Genomic DNA, 716 nt, shown 5'->3' with positions numbered 1-716 from the left:
ACCCTCACAATCAACATTTACTGATTGCCAATTTCCCGGAGATGCTTCATAATACCCTTGTACAACGGTTTTATTTGCGTCCACAAACGCAAAAGACATTCCAATGGCCATGATAAAGGCCAACATCGGTAACATTAATTTTAAATTTTTCATGATTAAAATAATTTTAATTGTTAATACTATGCCTACTTCTATGGGGGGCAGGTTTTCGGCGTTTTCTTCCCTGCTTTTGTTGCGCAACAAAATATCGTGGCGCCTAGAAAGGGCCTAGGCGGACTTTTAAACAATCGAGCAGGAACGGGGGAATACACGGGACGGCCCATCGGGGTCCGTATTGCTGCCCCGACGTACTTTAGGGGAACGCCGGCTCCTTTTTCCCGTACAGCCTTATACCGGTTATAGCCAGTAAGATGAGCACCGTATTGAGCACCAGGTGCTGCGGCCAGGATAACAGCGTGATCACCCCGCCACAGGAGCATGGGACATAGGGGCTGAAAAATACGATGCCCGCTACATAAAGGGTGAAAAATACCATAAGGGCAAGGGCGCCGTAAAGGCCCTTGAGCCGGGTGGCGGGCCAAGCGATAAGGGCGGCCACTGCAATTTCCAAGAGGGGTACCGCCCAACTGAGCACAATGGCTATTGCTTTGCCGGGGATAATAGGGGAGTTGTTCAGGTTATTGAAAAAACGGTCCCCTTCCATAAGTTTGGTCGCT

Annotated in this window: 1 protein-coding gene; it reads right to left on the bottom strand. The window is 49.0% G+C overall.

Annotated elements, in window-relative coordinates; genetic code table 11:
• Window positions 1–352: 352 nt before the first annotated feature.
• Window positions 353–716, bottom strand: a 364-nt coding sequence (locus UXI14_RS18060; RefSeq protein WP_335967368.1) for a MauE/DoxX family redox-associated membrane protein, incomplete at its 5' end; no start/stop codon positions are given.

The sequence above is a fragment of the Galbibacter sp. PAP.153 genome (assembly GCF_037029175.1).
Lineage (GTDB): Bacteria > Bacteroidota > Bacteroidia > Flavobacteriales > Flavobacteriaceae > Galbibacter > Galbibacter pacificus.
Note: the sequence above shows the minus strand (reverse complement) of the source record. Positions and strands in the feature narration are given on the sequence as shown.